This window comes from Nostoc sp. (assembly GCF_036916735.1).
In the GTDB taxonomy this organism is placed as follows: Bacteria; Cyanobacteriota; Cyanobacteriia; order Cyanobacteriales; family Nostocaceae; genus Nostoc.
Window position 1 is genome coordinate 1 of record NZ_JBALFV010000011.1, and the last position, 25,906, is coordinate 25,906.

The window sequence follows — 25,906 nt, forward strand, 5'->3', positions numbered from 1 at the left end:
TTTGATACTCGTCAACCAGTCTTTAATACTCGTGAATGAGTCTTTGATACTCGTCAACCAGTCTTTAATACTCGTGAATGAGTCTTTGATACTCGCCAACCAGTCTTTAATACTCGTGAATGAGTCTTTGATACTCGCCAACCAGTCTTTAATACTCGTGAATGAGTCTTTGATACTCGTCAACCAGTCTTTAATACTCGTGAATGAGTCTTTGATACTCCACTCCTCTCCCCCTGCCCCCTACCCCCCACTCCCCACTCCCCACTCTCCACTCCCAATATATAAACTATGTCTTCTACTACTGTTCGTCGTAAATCCAACACATTTTATGTGATTTTGATTGCTGGTGCTGCTGCCCTCGGCGGCTTTCTCTTCGGTTTTGATACTGCTGTGATTAATGGCGCAGTTTTATCTCTAGCAAAAGCTTTTAACATCAGTAGTTGGGTAACAGGGCTGGCGGTGTCTTTAGCGTTACTGGGATCTGCCGTAGGAGCCTTCTTTGCTGGGCAGATTGCAGACCGTTATGGTCGAGTCAAGGCAATGGTGGTTGCTTCGGCGTTATTTACTATCAGTGCCATTGGCTCTGGGATTGCCTTCACTATCTGGGATTTTATCTTTTGGCGGCTATTGGGTGGGATTGGCATCGGCGTTGCTAGCGTTATCGCGCCAGCTTATATTGCGGAATGTTCTCCTACCCATTTGCGGGGAAGGTTAGGATCTCTGCAACAACTAGCGATTGTAGTGGGAATTTTCGTCGCCTTATTGAGCGACTACTTTATTGCTGTATCGGCAGGTTCAGCAGACTCGCCGTTTTTATTTGGGGTTACAGCCTGGCGTTGGATGTTTTGGACAGCAGTTTTGCCAGCCGTATTTTACGGGATGGTGGCTTTTACAATTCCTGAATCCCCCCGTTACTTAGTTGCCAAAGGACGAGAGCCAGAAGCTGCTAACGTTCTGACCAAGATTTTGGGGGGTGATGTGCTGCCAAAAATTGAAGAAATTCGGCAGACAGTGCTTCAAGAACGCCAACCTAAATTTTCTGACTTGTTAGGCAGAAGTGGCGGACTCCTCCCCATTGTTTGGATAGGAATCGGCTTATCTGTATTACAGCAATTCGTTGGTATTAATGTAATCTTTTACTACAGCAGCGTTTTATGGCGAGCTGTTGGGTTTTCAGAACAAAGTTCCCTAAGCATCACGGTGATTACAGGAGCCGTAAATATTATTACAACATTGATTGCGATCGCCTTTGTAGATAAATTTGGTCGCAAGCCCTTGCTCATAATTGGGTCAATTGGCATGACCTTGACTTTGGGAACAATGGCTTATATTTTTGGCAACGCTCCGTTGGATGCTGCTGGCAACCCCAATCTTACCGGAAGCGCCGGGACTATAGCTCTCATTGCAGCCAACCTCTATGTATTTTGCTTTGGTTTCTCGTGGGGCCCAGTGGTTTGGGTGCTATTGGGAGAAATGTTTAATAACAAAATTCGAGCCGCCGCACTTTCAATTGCTGCTGCTATGCAATGGATTGCAAATTTCCTTGTTTCCACAACATTTCCTCCCATACTGCAATATTTCGGTTTAGGTTCTGCCTATGGACTTTATACAATTGCGGCAGCTACCTCATTCTTTTTCATTCTCTTTTTTATTAAAGAAACCAAAGGAATTGAGTTAGAAGATATGTAATTCGCATCTCTGTGTCCTTTGTGGCAAGTAACTACAGGTCAACGAACCGCAGAGGTGCAGAGAACTCACAGAGAAGTAAGAGAGATTTTAACGAATGATTTAGGATTGCTACAAAAATTAAGTATGGGCTGTTTTAAGTATTGTTTAATTATGAATTAATCATCAATCACTTGTTCAAAACCTTGTTTTAAATAAACTCAAATCTCCGCTTCTAATCTGGAAATTTAAGGTTGATTAACTTAGAATCCAAAAGCTATCATTCGAGTCTAATCTTTTTATTTACAAAATCATAATTAAACAATTATTAAGTAATAAGCCAATGCTAAAAATTATTTTTCCTAGTGTTTTTATTTTATTTTTGGCAATTCCAACAGTCAGGGCAGTACCTCCAAAAGATGATTCTAATGCAGCAGATGCTAATAGAAATTTGGAAGGACAAGTTAATTCTGTTTCCCAATTTTCTGATATCAAACCGAGCGATTGGGCATTTCAGGCATTGCAATCGCTGGTGGAACGTTATGGCTGTATTGCAGGTTATCCTGACGCAACCTATCGCGGCGATCGCGCATTGAGTCGTTACGAATTTGCAGCTGGTTTAAATGCCTGCTTAGACCGGGTGAATGAATTAATTGCTGCGGGTACTAATGATTTAGTTAAAAAAGAAGATTTGGCAGTGCTGCAAAATTTGCAAACAGAGTTTGCAACAGAATTGACTACTCTGCGTGGACGGGCAGATACGCTAGAAGCACACACAGCAACACTGGAGACACAGCAATTTTCTACTACTACCAAGCTGACTGCTCAAATTATTACCGCCGTTAGTGATACCTTCGGTAATAGAGTGGGTGGCGAACCCGATGAATCCCGTCCCTACTTTGCAAACCGGGGTCGTCTCAACTTAGAGAGTAGCTTCACCGGGAAAGATTTGTTGCGAGTCCGGCTGGAGTTTGGTAACTTTGCCAATTCCAATGGTACAAGCCAAATTGCCGCCGCTACAGGTACAGGAATGACCCGCCTAAACTTCGACTATGACAGCAACGATACACTTCTTGTTCCCCACATCCGTTACTACTTCCCAGTCAGTGATTCTCTGAACTTTGTTGTTGGGCCCACAGGCATTGGTTACACCGATATTTCAACCACCGTCACTCCCCCCACGATCGCAGATGACGGCAATGGGGTTCCTTCACTATTTGGGTCATATAGTCCCTTATTCCGGCGAGGTGGTGGGGGCGGTGCAGCTAACTGGAACATTACTAAAGACTTAGTTCTCACCTTGGGCTATTTAGCAAGCAGTCCCAATGCGCCATCGGCTAGTAACGGCTTGTTTGATGGCGGCTACAACGCCCTGGCGCACTTAGCCTACTATGGTGGGCAAGGAGCGATAGGTGTTGCCTACTCTCATGGCTATAGCCCTGCTGGAGTAGTCGAGGTCGCAGCTGGAACGGGTAGCGCCCTGTCAAACGCTCCCTTTGGTAACAACATTGCTACTTCCAACGATATTGTCGGCGCACAGGGATTTTATCGCTTCTCCCCGAATTTCCAAATCCACGCTTGGGGTGGATATATATGGGCAAATGCCAAGAACTCTGGTTTGAGTGATATTTCTAATGGTAGGGGTGCAACAGATTCTCTGTTTGTGAACAGTGGTGACAATGCCAACGTCTGGTTTGGGGCGATCGGTATGTCGTTTCCTGATGTGGGTGGTAGGGGTAACTTGCCGGGAATTCTCTTTGGTATACCGCCGCATGTCTCTAACAGTGATGTCCGTCAAGACCGAGATAACGCCTACCATATCGAAGCATTCTATCGCTATCGCCTGAACGATAATATCTCAGTGACTCCTGGTTTTTGGATGATTCTCAACCCAGAAGACGATAGCAGAAATGATACGCAGTATGTGGGTGTGATTCGTACAACCTTCGATTTTTAACCAAATGTGAATAGTTTGCTTGATCATTTGATTTGCATTTCCAGCCAGAGGCTGGAAACGAGACGGGTTTACCCTTAAATTGACACCCATAAGCCTTGCTGTGCTTCAAAAGTGGGAGTTTACTAAGTAAGTTGACATAATAAAACCAAACTATGTAAACAAAAATAAACTAGGGCTTTTACCCTCTTCCCTTCTCCCTCCTACTTCTTGCTTATCCCAAAGACAAATTTTCACGCCCATTTACTTATCAAAGAATGATTAATAAAAGCGTGAAACGACCTATGCATAGTAAATGCATACCAAAATTAATTTGTACAGTGCGTAAATCCTAACTTTATACAAAAATTTCCCTACAGCACAGATGCATTTACCTACTTTCATGGTATTTCTAGCTTTTGTATAGCAGTACAAGTACATAGAATACTGTATTTTTTGTATAAAGATGCTTTCAATCTAGTTGTAATTTCTTGGACATCAAAGTACCTTGTAAGTACTGACATACCAATGATTTGTTCCTAGCTACGACTTTTTATTAGCCTAATTTATGGCAGGAGTAAAAAGCAAACTTTCAATGTTGGGTGCAAGGTTGGTAACTTCGGCAAACGTATTAAATTGCACATTAAATTTACCAAAAATACTTTATGACTACAAGGTACAAATTAGCACTGACTACCGCTAGCATTGCTTTGAGTTTTGGTATAATCCAAGCTAAACCAGCACAAGCTGCTACACTTAGTGGTCCGGTTTACATCTATGCTGCTGCCAGCTTGACCGACACCCTACCCCAGGTTGAGGCACTTTACCAGCAAAGCAACCCCAACGTCACCTTTATGAATACCTTTGGGGCTTCTGGTGCTCTCGCTACTCAAATCATAATGGGAACAAATCCAAATCCAGTAGATATCTTCTTCTCAGTATCCCAAGCACCGTTAGACCGTCTGCAATCTGCCAACAAACTAATAGAAGGAACCAGGCAAGACATACTAAACAACACCTTGGCTATAATCACGCCGATAAATTCAACCTTACGTATATCAAGCGTTCAAGACCTATTACAGGCGCGTCAAGTGGCTATTGGTGATCCTGCGTCTGTTCCAGCAGGAGTATTCGCCCAGCAATTATTTGCCAATTCCGGGATATCGGGGCAACTCAATCTTGTCTTAGGCACAGATGTGCGTGATGTACTAAATAAAGTGTCAAGTGACACTAATGATAGTATAGATGCGGGCGTTGTTTACACCACAGACGCTCTAACAGCACTTAATAAAGTCAAAATTGCATACACTCCGCCTATCAACCTTTACTCTCCGATTGTTTATGGCTCTGCTGTACTCAGACAAACTCAAAACCTAGATGCAGCTCAGGACTTCAACTCCTTTCTGCGCAGCTCTCAAGCATTATCTGTGTTTCAGGTATCTGGATTCACGCCTATCCCCGAACCTATGACTACTGGTGGCTCAATAGCAGTAGGTATAGTCGGCCTTATGATGAAGCGAAAGGTAACGGTAAAAGCCAAAGCTAAAGCAGCAGTGGATTAAAGGTTTTTGGCTGTATTTTCAATCAAAATTGAACTCACAACTGCAAATAGGAATCAACCCAGGTATAATCTTGACTTTTCACGAAATGTGGAAAGTCAGATTATGCTGAATCAATAGTTGCAATTCATTTTGATAAAAATCACCAAACATTCCTTCCATAGTTGTTGAATCAAGATTAGTTTGCATGGTGACTATGGTGATGGGTATTTTAAGCTGTGTCATCAGTTTGGCGTTAGCGAAGCTCGCCGTTCGCGTAGCGTCTCGTAGAGAAGGCATCGCTTTAATCCTTTCGCCTAATTTTATTCTGCTTAAAGTCCCGATATTATAAGTTTACGGAGAATTGTTATTAAGCCATTTGAAGCCCAATATCAAATGTTGCAGCGTAGCCAAGGCTTGTTTTATTGAGCTTGAGCAACATTTGTTCGCCACCATCTTGAAAAATTCTGTCTCCAGCGTTCTTTAAATTGCGTTGTCCCTTGCTGGCGTATGGTGTCTGGGTGTGTATTTGATCTGTGATCGAGTCATCAAAGTATAGCTGCGACGTAAACTCATAACTCTGTGCTGATGGCGCATCTATGCGAACCTTAAAGTGGATATGGACGGTTCTGCCTTGATACCAACCAGGATAAATAGTTGTGAACTGGACGGTTCCATTTACATCCGTGACTTGATAGCCACGCAGGAACTTTTTGCCAACGGTACTAAAACCTGAGTCTGTCACGTCTGAATAAACGCCTAGCGCATCACAGTGCCAAATATCCACGATCGCACCTGCGCGTGGTGTACAACCAGTGTTACCAATCTGCAAAACCCGCAGTGTCAGTTGGAGTGGTACGCCGTTTTTCACCGAACTGTCTGCCGGATCGGAGCGGATGTCGGAACGGTTAAGCTTTTCGTCCACGAAATAGGGGCCTTCGGTCTGCTCTGGAGTCACGACACACACAGGCAATGTATTAGAGTTGGCTAAAGATGATGCTGGGACAGCTACACTTGATCGCGCCTGTGTGGATCTGGATTTTCTCGGTATGCATCCAACTACAATTATTGCAGCTCCGGCTGCCCTAAATAGAGTAAGTGCCTTTCTTCGACTCAAAATGCGACTTTTTTGACAATATTCTTTTTTCATGCTTTGTTCACTATGCTTTTGTGATTCTCAAAGTCCTCTAATTTATCGGAGGATTTAGGAGAATCTAAAGTTTTGCATACTCTCAGCTACAACTTTTCAAACATCCTCCAAACAACAGGGTTTGTAGTAAGGACTTTAGTCTTGGAATTTTAAGCACTGAAGTGCTTACTACGAACTGATCAAGATTAATGGATAATTTGATTTTTCCTTAATCTAGATAATATTCAGCTATTTTGGTAGATTAGGGCGATTAACGCCAGGAGGATGAGGTGGAACACCGAGTGCATCTTTTAACTGTTGTTCACTAACTCCTAACTTTGCAGCAGCTGCTTTAAAATCAGGTCGAGGTGGACGCTGATTGTGATCGCCTGGATTGGGAGGATTGGCAGGAACTCCTAGTGCATCTTTTAACTTTTGTTCACTAACTCCTAATTTTGCCGCCGCCGCCTTAAAATTAGGTCGAGGTGGGCGCTGATTATGATTGCCTGGATTGGGAGGATTAGCAGGAACTCCTAGTGCATCTTTTAACTTTTGTTCACTAACTCCTAATTTTGCCGCCGCCGCCTTAAAATTAGGTCGAGGTGGGCGCTGATTGCGATTGCCTGGATTGGGAGGATTAGCAGGAACTCCCAGTGCATCTTTTAACTTTTGTTCACTAACTCCTAATTTTGCCGCCGCCGCTTTAAAATCAGGTCGAGGTGGTCGTCCCTGTTCATCCAGTGGTTGGTTGGGCGGTAGTTGCGCCTGTGCAATTTGAGAGAATTTACTAGCGGCATTTGCCTGATTGAGCGAAATAAAACCAAATGTGCCAACCAGAACAGGAATTGCTGTTACAACTAGTACTCGACGCATATTCATAAAAATCAACCTTCAAAAGGTAGGGTGTTCATATTTCTAATGAAGCCACCTTAAAATTACAGTCCACCTGTGTTCTGAATTACAGTTTTGTAATTTAAGCGCAAAGATGAAGAACTTATACTGAAACTGTAGGTGAAGTAGTGAAGGCTTGTGAACGTTCTGTTTGTCGAAGATGAAGCAAAAATTGCTAATTTTGTCCGGGCTGGACTGAAGGAGCAGGGATTTGTTGTAGACTACTGCGACAACGGTGATGAAGGATATCTGCGCGCATTGGAAAATGAATATGATGTGATCGTACTCGACATTATGGTGCCGGGAAAGGATGGACTATCGATTCTGAAACTCTTGCGGCGGCAAGGTCGAAATGCTCCAGTAATTTTGTTGACGGCTCGGAATGAACTAGACGATCGCTTAGAAGGGCTGAATTTAGGAGCCGATGATTATATCGCTAAACCGTTTTTTGTAGAGGAGTTAGCGGCTCGAATTCATGCCGTTGTCCGCCGGAGTGTCAGCGAGCGCCAAAATCTGCTTTGTGTTGGCCCTCTCAAACTTGATCGCATCACTAGAGAAGTCACTTGCGATCGCCAGGCGATAGAACTCACCAGCCGCGAGTTTAATCTTCTGGAGTATCTTATGCGCTCTCCCGGACGGGTTTTCACCCGTACCCAAATCTTAGAACACGTTTGGGGCTATGATTTTAACCCCAACACTAACGTTGTGGACGTTTGTATCCAGCGAATTCGTAAAAAAATTGACCCTATTGATGAAGCAGTCTGGATTGAAAGCATTCGAGGGGTTGGGTATCGATTTCGCAAGCCAGATTCTAGCTCATGAAACTACCTTCGTTTCGACTCCGAATTGCCCTGTTGTCTGCGGCTCTAGCTGGAACCACATTAGTAGGCTTTGGCGCAATCTCCTGGTTTCAGATTTACAATGCTAAAATTAGCCGTCTTGATGCAGAACTGTTAAATTACTTGATGCGCGTAACTCCAAACTTGCCTCCACGCCGGGAACCTCCCGAATTTCTCAGCAAAGAAAGCCAAGCCTCACCCCCTCGCTCACGATGGCAGTTTTACGAAGATTCATTATCTTATGCCTTCGGAACCAATAGAAAAACCCCCGTTGCCCTACTGGTGCTTGATGCAAACAACAACATACTTTATCAATCCAACTCCCTAACTACCGACGTTGAAGTGAATCGTCTGCTGCTTAAGCGTCTTCAGTTGGAACCTCCGCCACCACCCCTTAAGAGAGAACCACCGCCACCCCCAAATACAAATCCATCGGTTCAGCCACCACCTTTTCTTCGTCCCCGCCCAACTCAATTTGTCACTAAGCAGACAAAAATAGCTGCTTGGCGGATTGGGGCAGCTAAATTTCTCAATGTTCAGATTGCCATTGCTGTTAATCTGCAAGCCGTCGATCAAGAAATGGCAACCATTCAAAATATCTTTCTGATTTCAATTCCGGTAGCGCTTTTGCTGGTTGCGATCGGCGCATGGTTATTTTCTGGTAGTGCTTTGCGTCCCATCTGGCAATTAACAGGCGTGATTCAACAGGTGACTGTCCAAGGGCTAGATCAACGGATTCCCATTGGGACAACTGATGTGGAATTTGTCGAACTGATTCAGGTCTTTAACCAAATGCTCGAACGCTTGGAACGTAGTTTTACCCAAGCTTCCCGTTTTAGTGGTGATGCGGCTCATGAACTGAAAACCCCACTGACTATTTTGCAAGGCGAACTGGAACGAACGCTGCAACAGGTCGATCCTGGAAGTGAAGTACAACAACGCTTAAGTAACTTATTGGATGAGGTGCGCCGCCTGAGTGGAATTATGCGGAAACTCTTGCTGCTATCTCTAGCAGATGCGGGAAAAATGAGTTTGTATTTGGTTGAGGTGGATATGTCTGAGTTACTGATGGAGATGTTAGAAGATGTGGAAATGCTAACTCCCCACTTGACTGTAAAAACTGAGTTCACTGATAGGCTGCGGGTACAGGGCGATCGCGATCTTTTAATTCAAGTTTTGCAAAACCTGTTCAGTAATGCCATCAAATACAATCTCGCTAATGGCTGGATACAAATTCGCGCTCATCAAACTCAAACAACTCTTCACGTTACCATTGCTAATGCATCCAAAGATATTCCCCTGAGCGATGGCGATCACATTTTTGACCGCTTCTATCGCGGCGATCCGGCTCGAACCCGCAAGATAGAGGGCATCGGACTGGGACTGGGCCTAGCTCGTGAAATTGCCAGGGCCCATCATGGCGATCTCACACTTGACTCAACATCTTTTGGTCAAACAGCATTTACCCTCACCTTACCGATGAAGTTACAGAATTGAGCGATCGTTCGGTAGAAGTGGTCAGTTACTCCCCTGCCTCCCCTGTTACCATCTCACAAAATCGCGTTCCTCCCGTGGGGAGTCGGCAGAGAGGAGAATAAGTCTTAACCCCTAACTCCTATAAACCTATAAAATTAATATATAAAAGAGCAATTTTCAAATGACCATTTATTTTTATAAGGTTTGGCAGCCTTATGGCTGTTTTTCTAACTTTTCTCCCCACGGAATCCATATCCAGGGTACTCACTGGCCAACGGTTGAGCATTATTATCAAGCGCAAAAATTTGTTGGCAGCATAGATGCGGCAATTATACCCCTCATCCATGCTGCCGCAACCCCGGAAGAAGCTGCCGCGTTGGGAAGATGTAGCACTCGCCAACTCCGTCGAGACTGGGATTTGGTCAAAACTGAAATTATGCGAGAAGCTGTCCTCAAAAAGTTTATCACTCATATTGAGATTAGAGAAGTTCTCCTGAAGACTGGCGATGAGTTTTTGGTTGAAAACTCCCCAACCGATTCTTTTTGGGGCTGTGGTGCTAATAGAGCAGGTCTTAACCATCTCGGTAAAACTCTCATGAGTGTGCGTGAAGAAATTCGTAACTTACTATCTTTAACAATAATTTATGAATAATTTAATCAAAATAGTTACATTCAACATAAAATTAGTAATTCGACGAGGAAGAGTAAAATTCCCCAGCCAAAAATCTTTGAAACAATTGCCAATAATTTAGTTATTTATTTTAAAAAATTTTAATTAATTGAATTAATGGGTAAAAAGGGTAAAAAAATATTTTTAATTTAATGTAGTTTATCATTTAATAATTTAAGTAAAATTACTGATATAATTTAATAATTGAGAATATAAAATTAATAGATGTCAATAATTAAGATTTTCTTAACTTTAGACTTGAAGGATGTTTTAAAAGTATCTAATAGTACAAATAACAGTTTGATATCTCCCTAAATCCACTTGAGAAGGGTTAGAGAGAACAAGCAAAATATCTGATCCTTTTCAAATATCCTGTAAATCTATTTTCAAAAATATTTGCAACAGATGTACGCCCAGAGCAAATGCATTTGTAGCAGGAATTTCTGGAAATGGGATGAAAATCAAGGCATTGTTAAGCAGAAAATTTTGATCAATGACAATTATAAAAAAATTATACCTCAGTCATGGTGTATATAAACAATGACATTTACCGATAAATTAAAAGGTTTGCAGCAAAGCTTAGACCAAGAAAGTTTACTGCACCAGATGATAAACCAGATCAGGCGATCGCTCGACCTCCAAGAAATATTAACGACTACCGTTAGCCAAGTACGTTTATTTTTGGATGCTGATCGGGTAAAGATGTATCGTTTTGATACCGATGGTAGTGGTGAAGTCATTGCTGAATCTATCCATGAGCAGCGTCTGCCATCCTTATTGGGGCAACGCTTCCCAGCTGATGATATTCCACAAGAAGCTAGGGAGATGTTTCTTTTAGCACAGCAACGTTCGATTGTGGATGTGGCAAACGGGAAGATCGGGCTATCGCCTCTACAGTCAAAAGAAACTGGCAAACGTTTAGAAACTAATATCTACTATCGGCAGGTAGACCCTTGCCATATTCAATACTTAAAGGCAATGGGTGTGCAATCTTCGTTGATAATACCAATTTTAGATTGCGATCCACAAGAACAATCAGTAAAGCCTAAATTGTGGGGATTGTTGGTATCTCACCAAAGGGAACCGCGAAAGATTTTGAAGCGAGAACTAAAAGTATTGCAGCAAGTAGCTGACCAAGTAGGAATTGCGATCGCTCAAAGTAATCTACTCACCGCAGCCCGCACCAAGCAAGAGCGAGAAGCTACTATTAACCGAGTAACCACATTATTACATAAACTGCCGACAATCCAATTGCAGGGGGCGCTAGAAGAAGTTATTACTGCCTTCAATGGAACAGGTGGCAGGCTTTACATTGAACAGAGTCAGGAACTATATACCTGGGGCGATCAACCGACATTCCCTTACGAGTTAGATAACAATATTATCGAACAGCATCCCTCATGGCAAAACTGGATGGCTGAGTTTAAACAAGGTAATATTTGGGCAACATCTAACCTCTATCAAGAACCACATTTGCGAGTTTTAGCTTTAGCATTCCGTTCTACTCAAATTTGCGGACTTATGGTGATTCCCATACATTCCCGCGAAAAATTTATCGGTGTATTAAGTATTTTTCGCTCTGAATTTGAAACAGAAATCTTGTGGGCGGGACGATGTGAACAAAATCGGCGCCAACTATTACCCCAGTTTTCCTTTGAGCTTTGGCGAGAGCAAAAAAAGGGACAATCAGCCCAGTGGAAACCGCAAGACATCTCATTAGCACAAGCCTTGTACGATCATTTCTCAATGGCAATTCAGCAGCAACACATGTTTAAACAGGTACAAGCCTTGAATGCCAACCTAGAACTGCGGGTACAAGAGCAAACTTATGAACTCGAAAAATCATTACTATTTACCAAGGTGCTCAAGCAAGTCACAGAGCATATTCGCCGCACATTAGACTTGCAGGCAACTCTGCAATCCATCGTTCGGGAAGTCCGTGCCCTGCTAAACTCAGACCGGATGGTAATTTTTGAACTGAAGAGGAAATTAGTGATTGTGGAAGAGATTAATGGCAATTGGCAGTCAGTTTTAGGAATGAATCCACCACCCGATTGCATACCTGATGAGTATAGCCATCTATATAGTCAGGGCAGAGTCCGCGCAATTAACAATGTTTCGACAGCTTCTTTACATGATTGTCATCGAGAGTTTTTGCAGAGTCTGCAAGTGCAAGCAACTTTAATAGTTCCAATTAATATAGGTATGGAAGTATGGGGGTTATTAATAGCCCATGAGTGTGAGGCTCCCAGAGTTTGGCAAGATGCAGAAATTGATTTATTGCAACAGCTAGGAGATCAGGCTGCGATCGCTATTCAACAAGCACAACTCTACAAACAAACCTGTGATGCCGAAACTGAAGCTAGAAATCAAGCTGCCCAGTTAGAGCATACCCTACATCAACTTCAAGAAACACAGACAAAATTGATTCACACCGAAAAAATGTCCGGTTTAGGACAGTTGGTGGCAGGTGTTGCCCACGAAATTAACAACCCTGTTAACTTTATCTACGGCAACCTCTGTCACGCCAGTGATTACACTGAACAATTGCTAGAAATTTTACGCCTCTACCAGTTACACTATCCCCACCCTCATAGTGAAATTAAGGCAGCAATCAAAGCAGTAGATTTTGATTTTTTGGTAGAAGACCTGCCGAAAATCATCACCTCAATGCAAGTAGGAAGCGATCGCATCCGTTCAATAGTGCTGTCATTACGCAGTTTTTCTCGTTTGGATGAGGCTGAAAACAAGCGCGTTGACCTGCATGAAGGCATTGAAAACACCTTGTTAATTTTGCAACATCGCCTCAAAGGTAATGGTGAATTCTTACCTATTGAGGTCATTAAAGACTATGGCAACATACCACCGGTGGAATGCTATGCCGGTCAAATGAATCAGGTATTCATGAATATTATTAGCAATGCCATAGATGCTCTAGAAATGGGGATTGGGAGTAAAAGTGAGAAAGAGAATGCTCAAGACTTCGGCTTTTGTGCCAGACGCTACGCGGCTAATCAGTACAAGTACTCGATGCCTACTATCAACATTTCCACTAGAGTTTCCGCAGATGAGTCTCGTCTATTAATTCGTATTAGCGACAATGGGTCTGGGATGACTGAAGAAGTGAGAAAGCGAATTTTTGATCCGTTTTACACTACCAAACCTGTGGGTAAGGGTACAGGATTAGGATTAGCAATCAGCTATCAAATTATTGTCGAAAAACATGGTGGAATAATGGAGTGCATTTCAGAAGTTGGCAAAGGTACAGAGTTCTGGATTGAAATTCCCATCAAGCCTCCAGTCAAAATAGATCGCTAAACTTAGAGGAATCGTTAACAATTCAAAATTCCAAATTAAAGACATTTCAGACGGAGATTTAAATCCCGACTGAGACAAATGACAAATGACAAATTATAAATGTTTAAAGTAAAGTTTAGTTGCAAAAAAAATCCCTCCTATCCAGAAGTGATAATCTAATAGTTGAAGCTAATAAAGCCTCCCTGGCAGATATAACAGCTAGCATTTGGAATGTAATAAGAGGTAAAAGACGCTGTTTAACTTAAATCTGTCTCGTCAAAACACAGCAACACCCAACGCGAAAACTGCTATTTCCTCAAAGATGGAATATTAGGGGGCGCTGTCACTAGTTTTTATAACTTGTTTACACATGCTATGAAAGTTAGTACATCCCTGGTTATGATAAACAATAAGAGGAGATAGTTCAGCGAGTAGAGGTTTGGGTGTTGTTGTGTTAAAAGAAAAGTCTGAAGATAAGGACTCCTCTTGGTGTAAGATTATACGAAGTTAAATAGTGAAAAAAGTTTAAATAGCGCCTTATGTCAATTATTGCGCTCAGAGCGTGGTATATACAGGATTACGAGCCAATTCCAGAACTGGAAAAACGTCCGCCAGACATTCGCTTAAGTAAAAAGAGCCTGCTGAGATCAGCACTGCGAGCAGACTTTTTAGAAGAAAGCGACGAAGTTAAGAAATCAACTTGGTTTGGACGCTATCTGGAAGGAGAAGATATTGAATTTTATATTGAAGGTAGTGGTGGCTACTGCGTCGCCAACATTGACTTAATTAGTCATGAAATTTATTTTACTAAACAGGCACTGTTGGCTCAGTTAGAACCAACGATTTTTTTATCGTATCAAACAGAGTATGCCGCAGCCACAAATGTTTTAAGAGAAGAATTGCAAAAAAGTTTGGACAGTTTAAACAAGCGATCGCGCCTTCCCCTAACATTAATAGAATCCTCTCGCCCCAATGGTGCTACTGTACGGATTAACCGAACTATCATGCGAAAAATCCGTAAGAGTTTATTATTTATCGCTGACACCACACCCATTGCTAGTATTGACGATAAAAAAACTTCTCAAGTAATTCCTAGCCCGAATGTCTGTATTGAGATTGGGTATGCCATCCAAAGTAAGCGGTCTGAACAGATTCTATTAGCGCAGATGCAACGCCCAGACTTTGAAGGGCAATTTCCCTTCGACTTACCGACACAGCAAATTTTGCAATTCCAAGATACCACAGAACTAAATAAAATTCTCCCAGGAACGCTTCAAAATCAGCTAGCACGATTTAAATTGTTTTATTGAGCAATTTTTAATTTATAAAACATAAAAATCCCCTTGAATGAGTATTTAAAATAAGCGAACAGGTTTATTTTGCAGGTTAGAAGTAATAGAACTCACCCGATCAACCACAGAAATCATATATTTATAATCTGGTACTTGTCCATTGGGTATATAACCTACTTCTTCAGCTAAACCTGAAGGTGCATCACTCATTACTTTACGGATGAACTCTTGACGGTTACGTTCAACATTAGGCCCAATCAAGACCACACCCAAGGGTACATAGTGAGTGTCTTTAAATAGGATGCGGAATTGGGTTGAACCCAACTGTGAACCGTAGAGACTCAATTCAGCCTCTGAGACACCACAAGCGATCGCTTTTCCCTCAGCCACTAATTCCAGCGCGGCTTTAGGCGTGGGTGCAAATAGAATCTGTGCTAGTGTTGTACCAAAAAGATTGTAAAGTGGAAAATAATATCCTGTTGCTGAACCTAACTGACCTAAAGCGATTGTTTGACCTTGTAGCTGTTTTAAGTCTGATATTGGATTATCTTTACGAACCACGAAGATTGAACGCAAATTACTAATACCTATTAAAGGAAACAGGGGGACATATTGGTAACGTGTGATCGCGATCGCTGCTAAACCTGGTGGAGCAAATACCAACGACCAAGCACGAGCCTCAAGGCGCTCAACCGCTCTGTTTTCATTAAAAGCAGGCTCTAGCTGAATTAATGCATTTGTCTTTTCGCCCAAGAAATTATTAAATTTCCCATATTGGTTAATTATTTGTTCGCCTCCACCATAGTTAATAACACCAATAGTTAATGTACCCTCAAACTCTCGTGGTGATTGGCAAGCGGCAAATGTCAAACCTAGAAGATTAAACAGAAAGAAACGACGAGGAAATCGCAAAAACATTACTAATTATGCTTAAGGGAATAACTTGGCTTTCAAGACTAATTTAGATAGGTTTTATTGCTGTCTAAATAGGTTAGATTACGACAAAAAATTAATATTTATTTAAATTTAGTTGAGATGATTTCTAACAGGTATAAATAAATATTAGACAAACTCAGATATCACCTTATTTGGTTAGGTTATGTTAAACAACATTACGTTAAAGAACTTAAAAATAGGAGCTAAGTTTAACTTACTTTTAATATTAGTTTTCATCATCAGTATTTTGGGTAGTGGAGTTGCCTTATCCAGTGTACTTCAGAGAAGGGCGCAAAATGAAGTCGTTTCCCAAGCGGAGATTCTCATCCAAATGGTGAACGCAGTTAGAAACTATACACAAAATCGTATAGTTCCCCTATTGGAACCGAGAGTAGATACTAACCCAACGTTCATACCTGAAGTAATACCAACTTTTTCCGCTAAAGAGGTTTTTGAAAATTTTCGTAAAAACCCGGAATATAGCAACTTTTTTCATAAAGATGCAACACTTAATCCAACTAATTTGGCAGATAAAGCCGATACTTTTGAAACTCAACTTGTAGAACGTTTTCGCAACGAACCCAATACTCTAGAAATTACTGGCTTTCGCAGCTTGTCAGAAGGCGAAGTATTTTATATTGCGCGACCACTTAAGATTACACAGCAACGATGTCTGCGGTGTCATTCTACACCAGAAAACGCTCCGAAAAGTCAGTTGATAACTTATGGCTCCGAAAATGGTTTTGGCTGGCAGCTAAATGATATTGTTTCTGCCCAAATAGTCTCTGTTCCTTCTGAAGATATTTTTACCAATGCCAAACGGACTTGGATATGGATAATGGGACTTTTAATTGCGATCTTTGGGATCGTAGTTTTCTTAATTAACTTTTTAATCAAAAAATATGTGATTCAGCGCATCAAAAGAATAGAGAAAATAGCTCAAAAAGTTAGCATTGGTGATATGAATGCTGATTTTGAAGAAAACTCTAAAGATGAAATTGGCGGGTTAGCAGAAGCATTTAATCGGATGAAAGCTAGCTTAAAAATAGCTCTAGAGATACTGAATAACCAGAGTTAATAATTCGTAATACTCGCCTCCGTCGAGAAGCAAGCTACGTAATTCGTAATTACCGGGGAGAAAAACGCAATAGTAAATTAAGAAAGTAGGCGTTGCTGAAATTGCAAAGCTTTTTGAGGTTCGGGAATTTGTGATGCTAAAACATTCACAAATTCTGCACGAGAGCTTTGCCCAGAAGACCTAACAGCTTTTTGGACTAAGAACCTAGCTATTGGTCCAATTAAATTAGCCAATTCCCGTTCACACTGATGCACAAAGCTATCGCTGATTACTTGAGGTTCTTGGTTTGGTAAATTATTTGGCTTAATTTCAGATTGAACAGTAAGTTCCTGTAGTGAAGTACGTTTATCTAGTAAAAACATTGTTTTCTTTTTAAAATCAATTTGTTGATTTCCTCGAAGATGAATGCCCAATTGATTAATTAATTCTTCACAGTTGGGCGCTGATGCTGCAACTTGCCGTAGTAATGTTGAGGCTACAGGGCCGACAAATTCCACAAGAATTGTTTCCAACCGACTGTAGTTTTCGGGTGACAGGATAGAAATATGCGGATATCTAATTGAGTTTTGTTGAGAAAGTGAGTCTTGAGGCGGTTGTGTAAAAAATGATGATTGAAATGATTGCGCTTCTATTTTAGTATCGAGATGCTTAAGCACCTGTAGAACTTCAGCCGCAGACTGATAGCGCTGTTTGAAGTGGTGTAGAACCATCTTAGATAGCACAACTGCCAACTCAGGCCTAACGTTAGCTTGACGCTGCCAAGAAATTTCTCCTGTATCTGGGTCTTCCTTAAAGTTTATTGGATGTAGCCCTGTCAGCGATTGAATAGCAATAATGCCCAAGGAATAAATATCGCTGTTGGGGCGCGGCTTACCTTGCCCTTGTTCTGTAGACATATATCCTGGAGTGCCAATAGCAATAGTAGCCGCAGTGCGTGCTGGAAATGTAAGCAGTTGAGTTTGGACTTGTTTGACTGCGCCAAAGTCAATCAGCACTAACTTGTCGTCTTGTTGCCGCCTGATTATATTGTCCGGCTTAATATCTCGATGGATAACGTTGCGGCTGTGAATAAATTGCACAATATCCAACATTTGTTGGAGAAATTGAATTACTTTCTCTTCTGTCCAAGGTTGATTGGGGAACAGTTCTGCTTTTAGAGTATGCCCTTCAATGAACTCTTGCACCAAGAAGAACTCTTGGTTGTGTTCAAAATAAGCTAAAAGTCGAGGAATCTGATCATGGTTACCCAATTCTTCTAGTGTTTCTGCCTCACTGGTAAATAACCGTCTGGCAGTTTCGATAAATTCAGGGCTACGAGTGACGGGCTTAAGGTGTTTAACAACGCATTTCGGGAATCCTGGTCGGTGAGTGTCTTGGGCTGTGTACGTTTGACCGAATCCACCTTTACCTAACACTTGGAGGACTTGGTAACGTCCGTCTAATAATTGTCCTAACATTGTGTCACAAGCCTTAAGTCCTCAAATTAATCTTGACACAACTACCAGCTTTAGTAAGGTTTCTTGAGACAGAAAGTAGGTAGGTAGTGCTGATATTTCAAGGTTTTTTGAAGATTACACTTTTAAGGAACTGGTTAAAAGATTAGCCGTCTACAGTGAAGAGTCATTGGGCATTGAAAAGAGGCACAGGGGCGGGGTGCTGCTTTTGCTGAGGGGAAAACTCTTCTCCCTTGCTCCCGTTCGGCTACGCTCACGGCAAGCCTGACCCGTGCCCCTTGTCCCTTTGCTTCCAACCTCCCGTATGCTTACCCTTTTCATTCGGGGGTTACGTGGTTAACAATGGGTTGAATGTTTTTTAAATGATTCAACCTTATGGCTAGAACTCCAAATGAATATGCTGTATACCTCCTACTGGAAAGCGGCCACCGAGAAGAAGTACGTTTTCCTACTATTCAAGAGTTTCAGAAGTGGTATAGCGGCGAACTTGTGCCAAAATCTGCTTCTAATGACTTTATTAGCGTGCCGATCAAAAATATTCAAGGGGAATATATGGTAGTAAGACCTTCTCGGGTTGTGGCAATCCGAGTAGAACCCGTTTTTAGTTCTAGTGTTGAAAGATTCAACTAAATGATGAGAAAAACCTTTGCTTTGCTTTCCTTAAGTCTGGGAATTGCCCTTGTAAACCCTCTCTGGTCGGCTGTTGCTCAGGTTCCTAACTTCCTGCCGTTGCCAGTACCCATAACTCCTGATCTTCCACCTCAGCCAGTACCAATTACTCCTGAGATAACGCCACCGCTAAAACCAATTGCTATCGGAAGCGATTGTACGTTCCAGCAGACTTGCTTGGGTTTGGATGACCAAATTTGGGGTCAAAGGGGTAAAATAGGCGATCGCAACGCGCTGGTGGCTTCCATTGATAACAGTCTGCTTTACCTAACAAAGAAAGAGGCGATCGCAGCATATCAAAATTATCCGATCAAGGAAATTACCCTTGATCGCGTCTTGAGGAGTTTGTTACGCTTTCGCCAACTGGTTGTCAGTTCTAAGTCAGCAGCGCAATTACAAGCTGCTGTCAGCCAAGAGTTTGTCTTTTACCAGTCTGTGGGCAACGATGGCAAGGGTACTGTCAAGTTCACTGCTTACTACGAACCTGTTTACACCGCCAGCCGTGTCAGGACTGCAATATATAAGTATCCTCTTTATCGGCTACCACCTAATTTCAGCCAATGGCCCAAACCCCACCCAAAACGAATTGATTTGGAAGGCAGGGATGGTTTAAAAGGGAATAAGAGTAAATTGCGCGGTTTAGAACTATTTTGGTTCCGCGATCGGTTAGAGGCATATATGGTACATATCCAAGGTTCTGCCCAAATTAAATTAACTGATGGCAAAACAACGTCAGTTGGCTATGCAGGTGGAACTGATTACCCTTGGACTAGCATCGGTAAAGAACTAGCCAAAGATGGCAAACTTCCACTAGCAGGATTGACAATGCCACGGATGATTAGTTACTTCCGACAAAAACCTCGGGAGTTGAATAATTATCTACCTCGGTGGAAAAGATTTATTTTTTTCCAAGAAACAGGCGGTAGAGGAGCTACTGGTAGTATTCATGTGCCAGTAACAGCAGAACGTTCCATTGCTACAGATAAGTCTCTCATGCCACCGGGAGCGCTAGCGCTGATTTACAATTCATTTCCCTATCCTGCTGGTGATGGCAAACTAGAGAGGCGTGCTGTCAGCCGCTTTGTGCTTGACCAGGATACAGGAAGCGCCATCAAAGGCCCGGGTCGGGTGGATTATTTCATGGGGTCTGGTAAACTAGCAGGCGATCGCGCTGGCATCACAGGCGGTAATGGTTCACTATATTATTTGCTGCTTAAGGAATAGGGAATAGGGAATAGGGAATAGTTTTCCCAGCGATGCACTGAGCTTGTCGAAGTGTCCCCAGTTTCTACTCCCTACTCCTACCTAATACGGCGGATAAGCAAAATCATCTTCATCAGCATAAACGTAAGAGTTGGAAACTCCTGCCATTGCCAATTTAGGCGTTTCTGATCTTACAGGTTCCTTCCCAAAATCTTTGTATTCTTCAAAAGTTTTACAAATCATTGCAGACTCAAGAGAATCGGAAGCAATTAAGTATTGTGTTAAAGTCCCAACGGTGGGATGTTTGTAGTCTACAGTTGAAGCTACTAGAACCGTATTTGGTTCAATACCTCTTTCTTCACACTCAATTATCGGGCAAAAAATCCCATGAGCGTGGAACAAAGGGCCTTTTGGTGTCAAAGGTTGCTTGCGGTAAACAGCATAAGCTTTTTCTAGTTCAGCAACAAATCCACTAACTACTTTGCCTTGGTGATATTCGCAGTAGGTTTTGCTGAAACTCGCTCCTGCGGCACCATTAAGAGTTAGTTGTAGTGGTGATTCATGTAAAAACTTTTTATTCTCTCCTACTAGAAAAATTAAATAGCGAGTAAAGGTTTTAAATTTAAGTTTGTCGGCTAAAAAAGCATCATAATTCTCTTTGAGCGTACCTAGTTTTAAACCACTTTCCCGGTCTTTGACAGACAATGGCCCCCGACGCACTATAACCACGCGTGGAGTAGTGGTAATAAAGATCGTTTCGACTCCAGAGGTAAATTCATGCTCCACTTGCTGCCAATTATCATCTGGCACAAAGCCGACAGCATTGGCATTATCCAGCTTAATTGCCAAACCGTGGGATTGCATACCATCTGTGCCATATCGAGGATTAATCATCTGACACCAGGGAAGGACTTGAGAAGGCGGTGCATTAAATTTATCGTCTTCAAAGTCGAAATTAGCAGATGCTTTCATCGTTTTAGGCTATCAAAGTGTTTTATTGAACAAGTTTATCGGCAGGGCGCTGAGGAAACGAGAGCCAGTTATGTGCTGTAGTTCCCAAATAGGAACTCAAACTGGCGTAGTAGTTTTTCCAGAGTAAGACAGAATCAATCTATGTTGCAATCCCTGTTTCGTTTTTTAACAACAGATTATCACTTTGGCATCTCCTTATCTCCGTCCAATTTTCTGCTATTTTCGGGCGATAATCCAATAAAATCACTCAATCATGACTTACACAAAAATTGTCAAAAAGCTTAATTTATCGTCAGGGTAAGTGCATCTCAAATGGGATTGACAAAACGTACATTTAATAAGGAACTCCACGCCACTTGCGGAATGGAGTTTTTGGGCATGGGGAATGAGGCATAGGGCATGCATAGAGAAGATCGTACCGCCACTATGCCCAATGCCCCAAGCGACGGGGCGACTATCCCTCTCCACCAACTCTTGGGAATTGAGTTTCCTGTCGCTTTCAATGAAGTAACCACAGAATAGGGATTTATGGTTCGGTTGATTTCTATAGGCTAATAGCGATGAGCTTGCCGTACCCCTGCTCTTAAGCAAGCTAGCAAGAGCGTCTTGTAGAGAAGTGCAGGCTACGCCTACGCCTAATTTATTATCAATAAGCGGGCTTTAATGCGATTATTTAGGTCTTTATTGAGATTAAAGCTTTGTTTATGACAAGATGCGCTTACCCTGATATAGTAAATCAGCTCGTTGGTTCATAAGCGTTTAGAGTATTATAAATTATAAATTCTTCCATTGAAAAACTTTAACAAAGCTTTTGCCGACCATTTTGGCAAGCATTACAGGAAGAAGTTTTCGGTTCAAAATCAATACAAGCGATCGCTTCCTCGGAACAAGCTTTAATAGGGTGTACAGTACATTTGAGGCGGTAGTCGTTAGTAAAATATTCACAACCGTGACAGGGAATTTGATGCAACATTTTTAAATAATTGATGCCTTTTTTCAAAGTTAACCAGATACTCCTAACAAAGAGAATCATAATTACGCACGCACAAAAAGTGCCAAAAATTGTAGCTAACATTATTTATCCTCATAAAAAATATCGAAAAATTTCCCTAGCCTACCGGTTTTAACCGCAGGTATGATATCAAATTGTCCAACTATGTATTGTTTAAAAAACAGAGTCAAGTATTATAAACTATCTGTATTAAGCCTTAAACTATATGTCTTAATTACGAATTAGTTTTCAGGCAGGAACAAACTGAATCCAACTGACACAGAGATTGCCAGAAGTCGAGAATCTGTTCTGCTACCAAAGTCGGCTGGAAGAAGTGAAAAAAATGCCGCCCTTGTTGACATTCCCAATAGCGATCGCCTGACATCAAATAAGGTCGCCATCCTCGCAAAGTATCGGGTTCTACTATGATGTCGTCAGTACTACCACAAACCATCAAGGGTACAGGGACTGGACAGGGAGACATACTTATCTGTCTAAATAGAGAGTGCGGAGAGAGTGAGCAATTTAAGTCATGCTCTAAAATATTTACTAGACACTTAACAGTGTCTTCGTTTTGATAGCTAAAGAGGTTGTACACCATCGCAGTGAGAATCTTTTGCCGACTCAAAAACGGGCGATGGGTATAATAATGAGCTTGCCAGTCAAGGGCTGCATCAGCACCCACAGCTAATAAAGTTAAAGATTTAACTTTTTCTGGATATCGACGACTGTATAGTAATCCTAATAATCCTCCCGTACTGTGACCAATCAAATGCACAGGTTGATTACTTAATTGAAGATAATTATCCAGCAGAAGTATTGCAATATCCAAAGAACTTGCTTCATCCTGACTTTGAGCATATTGCCATTGAGCAATAGTTGTATGATGTGACAGTTCACATATAAGTGGTTGAGCCAAGCATAACAAACTAGGGCTTGTATTTAACCAAATGACATCTGACTGTTTAGACATTTGTATTTCCGAAAAAGTAACCAATTTTTGATATTTTTGCTTTTATTACTGGGCAGATAATATTTGTAAAGACGTAGAATACTACGTCTTTACATAATGCCTACTAAGTTGCTACATGACTAAATCGAATTGATAGCAATTCCAGCAAATACAGCAATACTATTCAACAACAGATAAGCAAAGATTGCTCCACCAATCCCACCAATCAAAAAGCCCTCAGTAAACTGACTCCATCTTTCAGTAGAATTGAGAGTCTGTGGCACACGAGGAACTGTTGCAACCGTTGCTGCTCGTGGATAGATTTCTTGCTGTCTTTCAAAGCTGGTAGTGCCATAAATTGAAAAAGCAATTGTCAGGATCAAAATCAAACTGCCTGCGGCTAGTAAACCAAGTAAGTTACCCACATTAGAATTGCCTAATAAACCTAATGAACCTAATGTTGCAAAGGGACCAACCAGCCAGTAACCATGAGCCATACCAATTTCCAATCCCCGCCACAGAGGAGATATACCACGGCGATAAATTGGTAAGTATTTGAGAAACTTTAGCGTCAAATCAGAAGAGTTGACTAAGCTTGCTTGATTACTCGTTTGGCGCTCTACCCGTGGTGGCTGAACCATGTCACCATTTTTAAAATCAAATCCGGCGGCGATCGCACGGGCACGCAGTGCGTGCCAAATGTGACCTAACAGAAATATTACCGCTAGGACAAAATGGAAAGTTACTAACCAACCACGAGCAGAAACTATACCAGTAGAAGTTTCTATAGCTTTAACCGGGCCATAAAAAACTTCGGGATAGACGGTGTTATTGACTGAAGCAAAGTATGCTGCTAAAAAGCCCATGTATGCTACAGCACCAATGCTATAAGATAGATATGCTTCCCCTGAGTAAATTAAAACTCGTCGCGCCCAGGCAAATGGCTTAGTCAAGATATGGAAAATACCACCGCCAATTAGCATCAACCCAACCCAGATGTGACCGCCGACAACATCTTCCAAGTTATCGACAGCTGCCATTCCGTCTGATCCCCAAACCCCAAACAGATAGCCAAAGATGCGGAATGGGTTGAGCGTCGGATGATTGATTATCCTTACGTTTCCACCGCCAGCAGCCCAGGGGTCAAATAGTCCACCCCAAAACATTGCCTTGGCAACTAAAGCTAAAGCACCCAAACCTAAAAGCGTTAGGTGAATGCCCAAGATTGTTGTCATCTTGTCCTTATCCTTCCAGTCATAGCCAAAAAAGCCAGCCCAAGTAGGATTGTCTTCTAACACCTCTGGCCCTAGCAGAGAGTGGTAAATACCACCAGCTGCCAAAATTACTGAAGGTATCAGATGCAAGACGCTGATTACGAAGTACGGATACGTGCTAATAACTTGTCCACCAGCACCAACACCAAAACCCAGAGTTGCTAGATGAGGTAGTATGATTAATCCTTGCTCATACATTGGCTCATTAGGGTTGAAGCGCGACAATTCAAACAAGGTCATCCCTCCAGCCCATAACAAAATCAATGCAGAATGGGCAATATGAGCGCCTAGTAATTTTCCCGATAAATTAGTGAGACGAAAGTTACCAGCCCACCAACCAACATCAGGTATTTGTTGCTTATATGGGCTATCTTCAATTACTGCTGTCATTTCCAGAACTCCTTGAGACTTTTTAGCAATATTGTTGAACTTTTACTTCAATTTAATTGCAACTATATTGCATTAAACTAAATTTAGGTAATTGGTTGAGGAATTACCGCCTCCTGACTCACCCTACCTTTGCGAAAATCGAACCCACGCGCCCGCAAGGCGTGCCAGATATGACCTTGGAGAAAGAAGAAAGCTAACCAAAAATGGGCATTAGCTAACCAAGTCCGGGCAGTTACAAGGTCAGGATCAGGTGATGAAAAGTACGGCACGATATTCTGTCTAACCACGAGTGCCGGACCATAAAAAACTTCGGGATAAACAGTAGTGTTTACCGATACGAAGAGAGTTGCAATAAAACCCATCAGTGCTAAAGCGCCCAGACTGTATGAGAGGTAAGCTTCTCCAGACCAAACAAATAGTGGATGCGTCCAGGTAAAGGGCTTAGTCACAATGTGGAAAAGTCCACCGAAAATCAATATCGCACTAACCCAAATGTGACCGCCAATCACATCTTCAAGGTTGTCAACTCCAGCAATCCAGAATTTAGTAATTCCACCAAACAGATAGCCAAAAATGACAAATGGGTTTAGTGTCGGATTTGTAATTACTCGCACATCTTCAATATTGGGGTCATACAAACCACCAAAGTACATTGCTTTGACAACTAATAAAAATGCTCCAAAACCTAGTAAAACCAAGTGAATACCAAGAATTGTAGTCATTTTGCCCGTATCTGCCCAATCGTAGCCAAAGAAAGGAACTCTGCCCTCTAATTTTTCGGGACCACGTAGGGAATGAAAGATTCCTCCAAAGCCTAGAAAGGCTGAGGAAATCAGATGTAAAGCTCCGATTACGAAGTAGGGATAAGTATCCAAAACTACACCACCTGCACCTACACCCCAACCTTGAGTAGCTAGGTGAGGTAGCAAAATTAAGCCTTGTTTGTACATCGGGTTTGCTGGATTAAAATGGGCTAGCTCAAATAAAGTCATGGCTCCTGCCCAGAAAACTATCAGACCAGCATGAGCAACATGAGCGCCTAGTAATTTTCCTGATAAGTTAGTCAGCCTGGCGTTACCAGCCCACCAAGGCGAGTCGGTGAGGTCTTGCTCCACCGACAGCGGACTTGTAGAAATTGTCATTTTACACCTATCTTTTGTTGAGAATATTATGCAATAACTTAAAAAAAAGCTTACACTAGTTTTTTACTTAATGCAATTAAATTTCATTAATTGTGGAAAGATGGTGACTAACGAC

The 25,906-nt window shown here is 41.9% G+C and carries 23 protein-coding genes; 12 read left to right on the forward strand and 11 right to left on the reverse strand.

Going from position 1 to position 25,906, the window contains the following annotated elements:
- On the reverse strand, positions 1 to 183 hold a 183-nt coding region (locus V7L20_RS02860), incomplete at its 3' end, for a hypothetical protein (protein ID WP_334742618.1).
- 105 nt (positions 184 to 288) lie between these two features.
- Here V7L20_RS02860 and V7L20_RS02865 point away from each other — a divergent pair.
- From V7L20_RS02865 to modA, 3 genes are all read left to right on the forward strand, one after another.
- Entirely contained in the window at positions 289 to 1,689 is a 1,401-nt protein-coding gene (locus V7L20_RS02865; protein ID WP_334742619.1) for a sugar porter family MFS transporter, read from the forward strand.
- Positions 1,690 to 2,008: 319 nt separating this feature from the next.
- Complete coding sequence (locus V7L20_RS02870) at positions 2,009 to 3,622, forward strand: iron uptake porin (RefSeq protein WP_334742620.1); 1,614 nt, start codon at positions 2,009 to 2,011, stop codon at positions 3,620 to 3,622.
- Positions 3,623 to 4,263: 641 nt separating this feature from the next.
- Positions 4,264 to 5,160: a molybdate ABC transporter substrate-binding protein gene (gene modA / locus V7L20_RS02875; protein WP_334742621.1), complete on the forward strand. Its 897-nt coding sequence runs from the start codon at positions 4,264 to 4,266 to the stop codon at positions 5,158 to 5,160.
- Between the two features lie 78 nt (positions 5,161 to 5,238).
- Here the strand turns inward: modA and V7L20_RS02880 are convergent, their stop codons facing one another.
- From V7L20_RS02880 to V7L20_RS02890, 3 genes are all read right to left on the reverse strand, one after another.
- On the reverse strand, positions 5,239 to 5,436 hold the full coding sequence (locus tag V7L20_RS02880; protein WP_334742622.1) for a hypothetical protein: 198 nt from the start codon (positions 5,434 to 5,436) through the stop codon (positions 5,239 to 5,241).
- 70 nt (positions 5,437 to 5,506) lie between these two features.
- Complete coding sequence (locus V7L20_RS02885; protein ID WP_334742623.1) at positions 5,507 to 6,286, reverse strand: intradiol ring-cleavage dioxygenase; 780 nt, start codon at positions 6,284 to 6,286, stop codon at positions 5,507 to 5,509.
- Between the two features lie 228 nt (positions 6,287 to 6,514).
- Complete coding sequence (locus tag V7L20_RS02890) at positions 6,515 to 7,144, reverse strand: hypothetical protein (RefSeq protein WP_334742624.1); 630 nt, start codon at positions 7,142 to 7,144, stop codon at positions 6,515 to 6,517.
- Between the two features lie 150 nt (positions 7,145 to 7,294).
- On the opposite strand from V7L20_RS02890, the gene V7L20_RS02895 reads away from it, so the two are divergent.
- The 5 genes from V7L20_RS02895 (at position 7,295) to V7L20_RS02915 (ending at position 14,748) form a co-directional block, all read left to right on the forward strand.
- Positions 7,295 to 7,978 carry a response regulator transcription factor gene (locus V7L20_RS02895; protein ID WP_334742625.1) on the forward strand — a complete coding sequence of 228 codons (684 nt, stop codon included), beginning with the start codon at positions 7,295 to 7,297 and terminating at the stop codon, positions 7,976 to 7,978.
- Positions 7,975 to 9,492 carry an ATP-binding protein gene (locus V7L20_RS02900; protein ID WP_334742626.1) on the forward strand — a complete coding sequence of 506 codons (1,518 nt, stop codon included), beginning with the start codon at positions 7,975 to 7,977 and terminating at the stop codon, positions 9,490 to 9,492. Before V7L20_RS02895 ends, V7L20_RS02900 begins: the two co-directional genes overlap by 4 nt.
- Positions 9,493 to 9,652: 160 nt before the next feature.
- Positions 9,653 to 10,123 carry an N-glycosidase gene (locus V7L20_RS02905; protein WP_334742627.1) on the forward strand — a complete coding sequence of 157 codons (471 nt, stop codon included), beginning with the start codon at positions 9,653 to 9,655 and terminating at the stop codon, positions 10,121 to 10,123.
- A 558-nt stretch (positions 10,124 to 10,681) separates the two neighbouring features.
- The gene (locus V7L20_RS02910; RefSeq protein ID WP_334742628.1) at positions 10,682 to 13,459 is read left to right on the forward strand and encodes a GAF domain-containing sensor histidine kinase; all 2,778 of its coding nucleotides are present in this window, start codon (positions 10,682 to 10,684) and stop codon (positions 13,457 to 13,459) included.
- 518 nt (positions 13,460 to 13,977) lie between these two features.
- Positions 13,978 to 14,748: a hypothetical protein gene (locus V7L20_RS02915; protein ID WP_334742629.1), complete on the forward strand. Its 771-nt coding sequence runs from the start codon at positions 13,978 to 13,980 to the stop codon at positions 14,746 to 14,748.
- 45 nt (positions 14,749 to 14,793) lie between these two features.
- Here the strand turns inward: V7L20_RS02915 and V7L20_RS02920 are convergent, their stop codons facing one another.
- Positions 14,794 to 15,648, reverse strand: a complete 855-nt coding sequence (locus V7L20_RS02920; protein WP_334742630.1) for a phosphate/phosphite/phosphonate ABC transporter substrate-binding protein — start codon at positions 15,646 to 15,648, stop codon at positions 14,794 to 14,796.
- A 181-nt stretch (positions 15,649 to 15,829) separates the two neighbouring features.
- Here V7L20_RS02920 and V7L20_RS02925 point away from each other — a divergent pair, with 181 nt between their 5' ends.
- Positions 15,830 to 16,744: a c-type heme family protein gene (locus tag V7L20_RS02925; RefSeq protein WP_334742631.1), complete on the forward strand. Its 915-nt coding sequence runs from the start codon at positions 15,830 to 15,832 to the stop codon at positions 16,742 to 16,744.
- A gap of 77 nt (positions 16,745 to 16,821) precedes the next feature.
- Here the strand turns inward: V7L20_RS02925 and V7L20_RS02930 are convergent, their stop codons facing one another.
- Entirely contained in the window at positions 16,822 to 18,201 is a 1,380-nt protein-coding gene (locus V7L20_RS02930) for a serine/threonine-protein kinase (RefSeq protein ID WP_334742632.1), read from the reverse strand.
- A gap of 372 nt (positions 18,202 to 18,573) precedes the next feature.
- On the opposite strand from V7L20_RS02930, the gene V7L20_RS02935 reads away from it, so the two are divergent.
- Positions 18,574 to 18,828, forward strand: coding sequence for a hypothetical protein (locus V7L20_RS02935; RefSeq protein WP_109010830.1), 255 nt, complete (start codon positions 18,574 to 18,576; stop codon positions 18,826 to 18,828).
- 3 nt (positions 18,829 to 18,831) lie between these two features.
- Positions 18,832 to 20,091, forward strand: coding sequence for a murein transglycosylase A (gene mltA, locus V7L20_RS02940; protein WP_334742659.1), 1,260 nt, complete (start codon positions 18,832 to 18,834; stop codon positions 20,089 to 20,091).
- An 81-nt stretch (positions 20,092 to 20,172) separates the two neighbouring features.
- Here the strand turns inward: mltA and V7L20_RS02945 are convergent, their stop codons facing one another.
- On the reverse strand, positions 20,173 to 21,042 hold the full coding sequence (locus V7L20_RS02945) for a DUF5895 domain-containing protein (RefSeq protein ID WP_334742633.1): 870 nt from the start codon (positions 21,040 to 21,042) through the stop codon (positions 20,173 to 20,175).
- 399 nt (positions 21,043 to 21,441) lie between these two features.
- On the opposite strand from V7L20_RS02945, the gene V7L20_RS02950 reads away from it, so the two are divergent.
- Positions 21,442 to 21,564, forward strand: a complete 123-nt coding sequence (locus tag V7L20_RS02950; RefSeq protein WP_334742634.1) for a hypothetical protein — start codon at positions 21,442 to 21,444, stop codon at positions 21,562 to 21,564.
- Between the two features lie 277 nt (positions 21,565 to 21,841).
- On the opposite strand, the gene V7L20_RS02955 is transcribed toward V7L20_RS02950, so the two are convergent.
- The 4 genes from V7L20_RS02955 to V7L20_RS02970 form a co-directional block, all read right to left on the reverse strand.
- Positions 21,842 to 22,117: a hypothetical protein gene (locus V7L20_RS02955; protein ID WP_334742635.1), complete on the reverse strand. Its 276-nt coding sequence runs from the start codon at positions 22,115 to 22,117 to the stop codon at positions 21,842 to 21,844.
- Between the two features lie 151 nt (positions 22,118 to 22,268).
- Positions 22,269 to 23,006 (reverse strand): alpha/beta fold hydrolase, encoded by a 738-nt coding sequence (locus V7L20_RS02960; RefSeq protein ID WP_334742636.1) that lies wholly within the window; start codon positions 23,004 to 23,006, stop codon positions 22,269 to 22,271.
- Positions 23,007 to 23,125: 119 nt separating this feature from the next.
- Positions 23,126 to 24,649, reverse strand: coding sequence for a chlorophyll a/b binding light-harvesting protein (locus tag V7L20_RS02965; RefSeq protein ID WP_334742637.1), 1,524 nt, complete (start codon positions 24,647 to 24,649; stop codon positions 23,126 to 23,128).
- A gap of 83 nt (positions 24,650 to 24,732) precedes the next feature.
- Entirely contained in the window at positions 24,733 to 25,791 is a 1,059-nt protein-coding gene (locus tag V7L20_RS02970) for a chlorophyll a/b binding light-harvesting protein (protein ID WP_334742638.1), read from the reverse strand.
- Positions 25,792 to 25,906 lie beyond the last annotated feature (115 nt).

What these genes read in the sequence shown, in the direction of transcription:
- V7L20_RS02960 (WP_334742636.1), bottom strand. Translation starts at nt 23,006, where the DNA reads ATGTCTAAACAGTCAGATGTCATTTGGTTAAATACAAGCCCTAGTTTG.
- V7L20_RS02935 (WP_109010830.1), top strand. Translation starts at nt 18,574, where the DNA reads ATGGCTAGAACTCCAAATGAATATGCTGTATACCTCCTACTGGAAAGC.
- V7L20_RS02970 (WP_334742638.1), bottom strand. Translation starts at nt 25,791, where the DNA reads ATGACAATTTCTACAAGTCCGCTGTCGGTGGAGCAAGACCTCACCGAC.
- V7L20_RS02945 (WP_334742633.1), bottom strand. Translation starts at nt 21,042, where the DNA reads ATGAAAGCATCTGCTAATTTCGACTTTGAAGACGATAAATTTAATGCA.
- V7L20_RS02900 (WP_334742626.1), top strand. Translation starts at nt 7,975, where the DNA reads ATGAAACTACCTTCGTTTCGACTCCGAATTGCCCTGTTGTCTGCGGCT.
- V7L20_RS02865 (WP_334742619.1), top strand. Translation starts at nt 289, where the DNA reads ATGTCTTCTACTACTGTTCGTCGTAAATCCAACACATTTTATGTGATT.
- V7L20_RS02955 (WP_334742635.1), bottom strand. Translation starts at nt 22,117, where the DNA reads ATGTTAGCTACAATTTTTGGCACTTTTTGTGCGTGCGTAATTATGATT.
- V7L20_RS02910 (WP_334742628.1), top strand. Translation starts at nt 10,682, where the DNA reads ATGACATTTACCGATAAATTAAAAGGTTTGCAGCAAAGCTTAGACCAA.
- V7L20_RS02950 (WP_334742634.1), top strand. Translation starts at nt 21,442, where the DNA reads ATGCATAGAGAAGATCGTACCGCCACTATGCCCAATGCCCCAAGCGAC.
- V7L20_RS02905 (WP_334742627.1), top strand. Translation starts at nt 9,653, where the DNA reads ATGACCATTTATTTTTATAAGGTTTGGCAGCCTTATGGCTGTTTTTCT.
- V7L20_RS02880 (WP_334742622.1), bottom strand. Translation starts at nt 5,436, where the DNA reads ATGCCTTCTCTACGAGACGCTACGCGAACGGCGAGCTTCGCTAACGCC.
- V7L20_RS02885 (WP_334742623.1), bottom strand. Translation starts at nt 6,286, where the DNA reads ATGAAAAAAGAATATTGTCAAAAAAGTCGCATTTTGAGTCGAAGAAAG.
- V7L20_RS02930 (WP_334742632.1), bottom strand. Translation starts at nt 18,201, where the DNA reads ATGTTAGGACAATTATTAGACGGACGTTACCAAGTCCTCCAAGTGTTA.
- mltA (WP_334742659.1), top strand. Translation starts at nt 18,832, where the DNA reads ATGAGAAAAACCTTTGCTTTGCTTTCCTTAAGTCTGGGAATTGCCCTT.
- V7L20_RS02890 (WP_334742624.1), bottom strand. Translation starts at nt 7,144, where the DNA reads ATGAATATGCGTCGAGTACTAGTTGTAACAGCAATTCCTGTTCTGGTT.
- V7L20_RS02965 (WP_334742637.1), bottom strand. Translation starts at nt 24,649, where the DNA reads ATGACAGCAGTAATTGAAGATAGCCCATATAAGCAACAAATACCTGAT.
- V7L20_RS02920 (WP_334742630.1), bottom strand. Translation starts at nt 15,648, where the DNA reads ATGTTTTTGCGATTTCCTCGTCGTTTCTTTCTGTTTAATCTTCTAGGT.
- V7L20_RS02915 (WP_334742629.1), top strand. Translation starts at nt 13,978, where the DNA reads ATGTCAATTATTGCGCTCAGAGCGTGGTATATACAGGATTACGAGCCA.
- modA (WP_334742621.1), top strand. Translation starts at nt 4,264, where the DNA reads ATGACTACAAGGTACAAATTAGCACTGACTACCGCTAGCATTGCTTTG.
- V7L20_RS02925 (WP_334742631.1), top strand. Translation starts at nt 15,830, where the DNA reads ATGTTAAACAACATTACGTTAAAGAACTTAAAAATAGGAGCTAAGTTT.
- V7L20_RS02870 (WP_334742620.1), top strand. Translation starts at nt 2,009, where the DNA reads ATGCTAAAAATTATTTTTCCTAGTGTTTTTATTTTATTTTTGGCAATT.